Source organism: Methanospirillum sp., from assembly GCF_028679455.1.
Classification (GTDB): Archaea; Halobacteriota; Methanomicrobia; order Methanomicrobiales; family Methanospirillaceae; genus Methanospirillum.
The window spans coordinates 1-7714 of sequence record NZ_JAJRBM010000256.1; the positions used below are offsets into that span (position 1 = coordinate 1).

7 protein-coding genes are annotated in these 7714 nt (G+C 42.2%); all 7 read left to right on the top strand.

Annotated features, from left to right (window positions below; all coding sequences use genetic code 11):
- Positions 1-94 precede the first annotated feature (94 nt).
- The gene (locus tag LUQ50_RS08570) at positions 95-1990 is read left to right on the top strand and encodes a hypothetical protein (RefSeq protein WP_300039175.1); all 1896 of its coding nucleotides are present in this window, start codon (positions 95-97) and stop codon (positions 1988-1990) included.
- A 40-nt stretch (positions 1991-2030) separates the two neighbouring features.
- Complete coding sequence (locus LUQ50_RS08575; protein WP_300039178.1) at positions 2031-3098, top strand: NAD(P)-dependent oxidoreductase; 1068 nt, start codon at positions 2031-2033, stop codon at positions 3096-3098.
- A 290-nt stretch (positions 3099-3388) separates the two neighbouring features.
- Positions 3389-4345, top strand: coding sequence for a glycosyltransferase family 4 protein (locus LUQ50_RS08580; protein WP_300039181.1), 957 nt, complete (start codon positions 3389-3391; stop codon positions 4343-4345).
- Complete coding sequence (gene rfbF / locus LUQ50_RS08585; protein ID WP_300039182.1) at positions 4342-5124, top strand: glucose-1-phosphate cytidylyltransferase; 783 nt, start codon at positions 4342-4344, stop codon at positions 5122-5124. The genes LUQ50_RS08580 and rfbF overlap by 4 nt, the downstream gene beginning before the upstream one ends.
- A complete protein-coding gene (rfbG, locus tag LUQ50_RS08590; protein ID WP_300039185.1) occupies positions 5121-6182 on the top strand; it encodes a CDP-glucose 4,6-dehydratase in 1062 nt (353 codons plus the stop codon). The genes rfbF and rfbG overlap by 4 nt, the downstream gene beginning before the upstream one ends.
- A gap of 2 nt (positions 6183-6184) precedes the next feature.
- Positions 6185-6634 (top strand): dTDP-4-dehydrorhamnose 3,5-epimerase family protein, encoded by a 450-nt coding sequence (locus tag LUQ50_RS08595; protein WP_300039188.1) that lies wholly within the window; start codon positions 6185-6187, stop codon positions 6632-6634.
- Positions 6635-6672: 38 nt separating this feature from the next.
- A partial coding sequence (gene rfbH / locus LUQ50_RS08600) for a lipopolysaccharide biosynthesis protein RfbH (RefSeq protein WP_300039191.1) occupies positions 6673-7714 on the top strand: 1042 nt, incomplete at its 3' end.

Genomic DNA, 7714 nt, shown 5'->3' on the forward strand with positions numbered 1-7714 from the left:
AAGAATTCGGTTTTTCTAAAACACAGTCCTTGATATGCATGGAAGTCAGAAAAATAATGATGCATTCAAAAAATAATACAAAGACTGGTGCTTAATGGTAAAAACACTATTTTTTTTGGAAGCTCCTGAAAAAATTGATAAGATCCTCAGCGATGGCGCGAAAACAACAGGGCAATCCGTATATGTCTCACTTTCTCCCAGTGCCTCGTATGCCTTTGAAAGATCCAATATTCCCTATAAATCTGTTCGGGACTTTGGTGGCGGCGAAGAAAGATATCAGCAGGGTTTGGAAAATTTTCAAAGAATTGACCGGATAACGACAATTCTCGATAAGGAACTTGCGTATATTCATGGAGTTCCTACATTGACACCGGCACGCTATTCAATATATCCTCTCAAGGTCCTCTTTGATGTCCTATGGAATACAATCCATATTTTAAAAAGAATTATTGACACCGAACAACCGGATTTCATTCGTATTTATGCAACAAATAAAATCAAATCTGTAAATGGAGTATATACATTTTCAAGTGATGAATCGGTATTTGCTGAAGTATTAACCATGACGGGATGGGGTATCCCGGTTGAGATAATTCAGGATATCGATTCAAGCATTCCGAACCCACGGGTAACCGAAAAGAAAAAAACAATTACCACTCTTTTATTGACTTGGATCAAACAACGGGATCTCATTTTTAATTTGGGATTGATCGGCAAACGGGAGGGGATTGGATCCATAGCGACGGCGTTATGGTATTACATTATGACTTGGTATCGGAAACCCGTTCTCATCTATGAAAGCGGGTATAATTGGGACGATTCCCTGATTGAACTTCATAAGGGGGGAATACTCCCGATTTACCGGATTATGGATAAGACATTCAATGAGACGGTCTCAAAGGACAATGGTTACCGGGAAACCGTTCGGAAAGTGTGCAATGTACACCTTGGGATAAGAGAATTTGATCACATTCTAGGCATTGACGTATCAGCATTCTTTTTTGAGATTCTATCACAGATAATCGATAAATCGATACAGGAATCAGTTGTCGTGTATCCACTTGCCCGAAAAATAATCTACAAGAAAAAAATCCGCTGCCTTCTCCATTCAGTCCGGGAACGTGCAATTGGTCATGTTATTATTCAGGCAGCACACGATGCGGGGATTCCCGTTGTTTCATGGCAGCATGGGGGTGCCGGATATTGTTATCATCCTATGATGCCCTTTATTGAATTTATCAACTCTGACTGGCATTTTGTTTTCGGTGAAGGAGTTGCTGATAGTTATCGTTCCACTTCAGAGAGAATCGGAATGGAGAAAATTCCGGTTTTTGTTCCGGTGGGATCCAGTTCGCTTGACACGTTTCATAAGAATAATAAAAAAACAACCATAAACGAAACTAAAAACCCCGTGGTTTACATCACCACGGAATACCTGCGGAACGGCTATATGATCTCACAGCCGTTTGATCCTGTTAGCCGGGATGAACAGATCTGGGGCATACAGAAGCAGATAATTAATCTCGCTAAGAGAAATCCTGAAACGGAATTCATAATCAAATTGCATCCCAAACATAAAGATAAAGAGCCGCTCAAGAGTTACCTGTTTGATCACGAAATCCACAATGTGAAACTTATCACGTCAGAAATGACCGTACGGGAACTTACGGATGGTGCGGGTGTGGTTGTTTTTGATCTGATATCAACGGGAATTCTCCAGGTACTCACAACGGATCTACCGGTTTTTGTCTACTCTGGGTTACATCAGATTGATGAACAGACGATTATCAGATTAAAGAAACGTGCATCTGTCAACGGACGATCTGAAGAGATAATCGGAGATCTCGAGAAATATATCTGCACCAAGAAGACTATAAATCAAAGCAGGGATACGATGGACCGTGAATTTATCATTGGATATGGTACTGATATCAATAATTGTAAAAGTGCAGAAAATGCTGTAAGAAAATTAAATGAAATACTATTATGAGCTCATTTTTGGGGGATAGGGAGAGTGATTACAGTGATTCGTGAACATTACCACATCTGTTGAATATTCTGCATCTCAATTAGATATACAGAAAATTTCAATCGCATGCACCATTGACAGAGAACGTATTTATTTTTTAAAAAAGTACCTTATGGTGAAATGTATGTCAAATCCAGAAATCTTTTTCTCCAATAAAAAGGTTTTAATCACCGGCGCCAGTGGATTTATTGGCAGGCATTTACTGCACCAGGTACACACGTACGGTTCTCATATCTCTACAATTAGTAGGAATAATAATGATTTTCCCAAAGACGTTGAACAACATATTGTTGACATAACGGACACTAATGCTATTGAAGAATGTGTGCATACGATTCGACCGGATTATATTTTCCATCTTGCAGCATACAAAGAACGAAACGAGAATGTTCAGGGTTTTTATTCATCCGTTGAGACAAATCTTATCGGCAGTTTAAACCTGTTTTCAGCTGTAAAAAATGTAGGTTCCGTCAAATCGATTGTTACACTCGGCACGATAGAAGAATATGGGAATAACAGGCCGCCATTTGATGAACGTTTTCGGGAATCTCCGGTCACGCCATATTCATTTTCAAAGATATGTGTCTCACATATGGGAGAGATGTTTTTTCATCTCTATGGTCTTCCAGTTGTTATTGTACGTCCCGCCCTTACTTATGGGCCCGGTCAGGGAACGGAGATGTTCCTTCCCTCTCTTATCACTTCCCTAATTGAAGACAAACCATTCAATATGACACCGGGAGAACAGACTCGGGATTTTGTCTTTGTAACCGATCTCGTTGAAGGACTAATACTTGCTTCTGTGACTCCAAAAGCTCAAGGTCAGATTATTAACCTCGGAAGTGGAGTTCCCGTAAAACTCATAGATCTTGCAAATACTGTTGAAACCATGACCGGTAAGAAAGGGTTAGTAAACCCTGGGGGAAAATCCTATGGGAAGAACGAAGTGATGGAGTATTATCTGGATATCAGAAAAGCCGGGGACCTGCTGGGATGGAAAGCAAAAACACAGATGGGAGACGGCCTTGCTAAAACAATTGCTTATTACCGGGAAGTGAAAGACCTTTGAAGCATTCGCTCCTCTATTATTCTGACTGCCCTTTTTTTGCGGGTTGTGAAAATATGCTCGTGAATTTTTTCTCCAATGAAGACCTCCAAGAGTCGTTTGATGTTTCATTTATCTACCGGTAGTCACATGGATACGAAAACGGGCTGAAGAGCCGGGTCTTAGTACCTGTTGAAAAAAACCCGGTCTATCTCTATGATCACTATGATCTGTATAACCGAGTAGATACAACCCGCTGGAAAGTATTCCACAAACCATTGAAAATCATCATCAACCTTTTGCTTATCAAGTATGTGTACCTCTTTATAAATTTCATTATATTAAGAAAGATTATCCGAAGAACCCGGATCGATATTCTTCATATTAATAACGGAGGATATCCTGGCGCTTATTCAACAATCGCCATGGTGTTTGCTGCAAAACTGTGTGGGGTCCGAAGGGTCGTCTACGTTGTAAACAACATAGCCCAAGGGTATCACTCGCCGGAACGATGGCTGGATTATATCTTCGATCAGGGAGTTATACGGTATGTCGCACGATTTGTAACCGGTTCGCAGTATGCTGCACAACAGTTGTATGAGAATCTTGGGGTCCCCCAAACCAAGATAATGTACATTCACAATGGTATTGCCCCCCGTGCCGTTACTGAAACAAGGGAACAGGTTATCCAGAGACGGGAATTCCCGGAAAACCGTCTCATTTTTGCCGTAATTGCACTCCTTGAAGAACGCAAAGGTCAGATATACGTGTTGAAAGCATTAAAACAATTCAAAGATACGTACGGTGAATCCACGATGCCCTTCTGCATAATCGAAGGAACCGGAGTTGACGAAGAATCCCTCAAAAAGTTCGTAAAGGAACAGGGATTAGAGGGAGATGTACGGTTCATTGCTCACGAACCGCAGATATTCAATCTGATAAACGCATCCGATTTTATTGTCGTCCCTTCGATAAGAAATGAATTTCCCAACATCCTTCTCGAAGCAATGAGTCTCAGTAAACCCATTATTGGTGTAGATTATCCGGGAATTCCTGAACAAATTGAAGACATGAAATCCGGCCTTCTGGTCAAACCTAAAGATGCAGCAGGTTTAATGTATGCAATGAAAAAAATAATAGACAATAATGATTTAAGAATCACACTTGGGAAAAATGCAAAAATGAAGTTCGAAACACAATTCACCGATAAAATCGCGACCCGCCATTATGTTGAATTGTATAAACAACTTATTGAGGAGATGCCATCATGAAAGTAGGTATTTTGTGTGGGGGGTATGGAACCCGCATCCGGGACGTTGCAGAAAATATCCCTAAACCGATGATCCCCATCGGTGAATATCCCATCCTCTGGCATATAATGAAATATTATGCTTCATGGGGGCATGATAATTTTGTATTATGTCTTGGGTACAAAGGTGACAGTATACGCGATTTTTTTGTGAATTATCGCTCCCATACCATGGATTTTACCATCGATATGAGCGGAAAGACACCTGTTGAATACTATGAGAAACAGATCTCAGAAAACTGGGCCGTAACGCTTGCCGAGACCGGACAGAATGCAATGACCGGGGCAAGGATCAAACGTGTTATGAAATATTTCCAAGGAGAGGAAAACTTTATGCTGACCTATGGGGACGGGGTCGGTAATATTGATATTCAGAAGCTGGTTGACTTTCATACTTCCCACGGGAAAATCCTGACGGTTACCGGGGTCCGGCCCCCAGGCCGGTTTGGGGAACTCCAGTGCGATGATCACGGGTTGGTGACAGAATTTAATGAAAAACCACAGACCTCCGGGGGGAGGATTTCCGGTGGCTTTTTTGTCTGCCGTAATTCAATTTTTGATTACATTGATGACAGGGAAAACAATGTTTTTGAACAGGAACCCCTGCGGAATCTTGTTGCAGACGGTGAAATGATGGTTTTCAAGCATGACGGGTTCTGGCAACCCATGGATACATCACGGGAATATCAGCTCCTCAACCAGATCTATGAACAAAAGAAAGCCCCCTGGGTGAACTGGTGACCACCGATTACGAGATCTTCCGTAATAAACGAGTATTGATAACCGGAGATACCGGTTTCAAGGGTTCATGGCTGGCGTACTGGCTCCATCATCTTGGTGCAAAGGTGTATGGATTTGCCCTCCCTCCCGAGAGAGACTGCGATCATTTCACTGCATTGAACCTTGAAAAACTGATCCATCACCATAATGGTGATGTGAGAGAGTATTCGCAGGTTCGGGATTTCATGAAAAAAATCCAGCCGGAATTTGTATTCCATCTCGCAGCTCAACCCCTCGTACGAAAATCCTATAATGAGCCGAAACTTACATTCGACACTAATGTCGGGGGATCCGTCAATATTTTTGAGGGCGCAAGGGTTACCCCATCGATAAAAGCTCTGATAATGATCACCTCAGATAAATGCTATAAAAATAAGGAATGGTGCTGGGGATACCGGGAGAACGATGAGCTTGGGGGCAAAGACCCCTATAGTGCTTCAAAAGCCGCAGCTGAACTTGTATATTCTGCATATCGGGACTCATTCTTCAATGGCAGGACACACCTTGGGGCAGCAAGTGTCCGGGCAGGAAATGTGATTGGGGGGGGTGACTGGTCCACAGATCGGATTGTACCGGATTGCATCCGGGCCCTTGAGAATAACAAACCTATCGAGTTACGCAATCCGCATGCTACCAGACCCTGGCAACATGTTATGGAGCCATTATCCGGATATCTCCATCTTGCCTCACGTATATATGAGAACCCGAAGCAGTTCAGTGGATCCTATAACTTCGGACCTGAAGGCAGAGAAATGCATACCGTACATGACCTTGCAGAAGAACTGGTTGCTGCATGGGGATCCGGGAAAATTAAAATTACAAAACACGACGGAAATCTCCATGAAGCCGGTCTCCTTCACTTGAATTGCGATAAAGCCCACCACGAACTGAACTGGTATCCGAAATGGGGATTTAAAAAAACTGTTGAGCAGACTGCAAAATGGTACAAATCCGTGAAAGAGGGAGAAAGTGCAAGATCGATAACCAAACAGCAGATTATTGAATATATGGAGAGCTGAACATGATTGAAGGGGTATCCGTCAAACCACTCCGACAGATCCTCGATGAACGTGGCAAAGTAATGCACATGCTGCGATGTGACGATCTGGCATTTCTCAGTTTCGGCGAGATGTATTTCTCGATTGTATACCCTGGAGCGATCAAAGGGTGGCACAATCATAAAAAAATGACCCTTAATATAGCTGTACCATATGGCGCTATCAAACTCGTACTGTATGATGAAAGGGAATCCAGTAAAACCCGGGGGGAGATTCAAGAGATTTTTCTGGGTCCTGAAAATTATTGTCTTGTTAGAATTCCCCCACGGGTATGGAATGGATTCAAAGGAATAGGTTTAACGCAATCACTTGTTGCAGACTGCTCGACAATTCCTTACGATCCTGAGGAGATAGATAGAAAAGATCCCCTTGATCCAAGTATTCCCTATACTTGGGAACTTATCAATAAATGATAAAAACCGAACCATAATCATGAGGAGCCAGAACATCCATGAAAAATGAAAACGAACTTCGCGCGAAAATATTCGAACTCGTAAAACTATTGTATGCCCAAAAAAGCCATGAGGAATTTATTCCCGGCACATCTTATATCAGTTATGCGGGGCGTGTTTATGACGAGAAAGAACTTATCAGCCTCGTTGACGCATCCCTCGATTTCTGGCTTACGACCGGACGCTATACAAATCAGTTCGAAGAAGATCTAGCAAAATATTTGGGTGTCAAATATTGCCTCCTTACCAACTCCGGTTCCTCAGCAAATCTCCTCGCGGTCTCTGCCCTCACCTCACATCAGCTTGGCGAGAGAAAGTTAAAACCCGGTGATGAAGTCATAACAACCGCATGCGGGTTTCCCTCAACACTCAACCCCATCATCCAGAACAACTTAATTCCTGTTTTCATTGATGTCGATATCGGTACATATAATATCCAGACCGGGCAAATTGAGGAGGCATTATCTGAAAAAACAAAAGCGATTGTAATTCCGCATACACTCGGAAACCCTTTTGATCTTGACTCTATAATGAAAATTGTTAAAAAACATCATTTGTGGTTAATTGAAGACAACTGCGATGCACTTGGGTCACGGTATCGTGGAAAATATACAGGCACATTTGGCCATATATCAACCTCCAGTTTCTATCCGGCACATCATATTACCATGGGGGAAGGTGGAGCAGTACTCACCAACGATCCGTTGCTGAAAAAGATCGTTGCATCTTTCCGTGACTGGGGCCGTGATTGTTGGTGTGAACCCGGCTGTGATAATACCTGTAAAAAGCGATTCAACTGGAAATTGGGAGATCTTCCCGCAGGATATGATCATAAATATATATATTCGCACATTGGATATAATCTGAAAGCAACTGATATGCAGGCAGCGATAGGTGTTGAGCAGTTAAAAAAATTACCGGAATTTATCGAGCGAAGGAGAGACAATTTCAACACGTTATATCTGGGCTTAAAAAAATATGAAAACTATTTGATCCTTCCTTATCCGACACCGCATTCAGAACCAAGCTGGTTTGGTTTTC

Coding starts and splice junctions, on each gene's coding strand:
- LUQ50_RS08570 (WP_300039175.1), top strand. CDS start 95: ATGGTAAAAACACTATTTTTTTTGGAAGCTCCTGAAAAAATTGATAAG.
- rfbF (WP_300039182.1), top strand. CDS start 4,342: ATGAAAGTAGGTATTTTGTGTGGGGGGTATGGAACCCGCATCCGGGAC.
- LUQ50_RS08595 (WP_300039188.1), top strand. CDS start 6,185: ATGATTGAAGGGGTATCCGTCAAACCACTCCGACAGATCCTCGATGAA.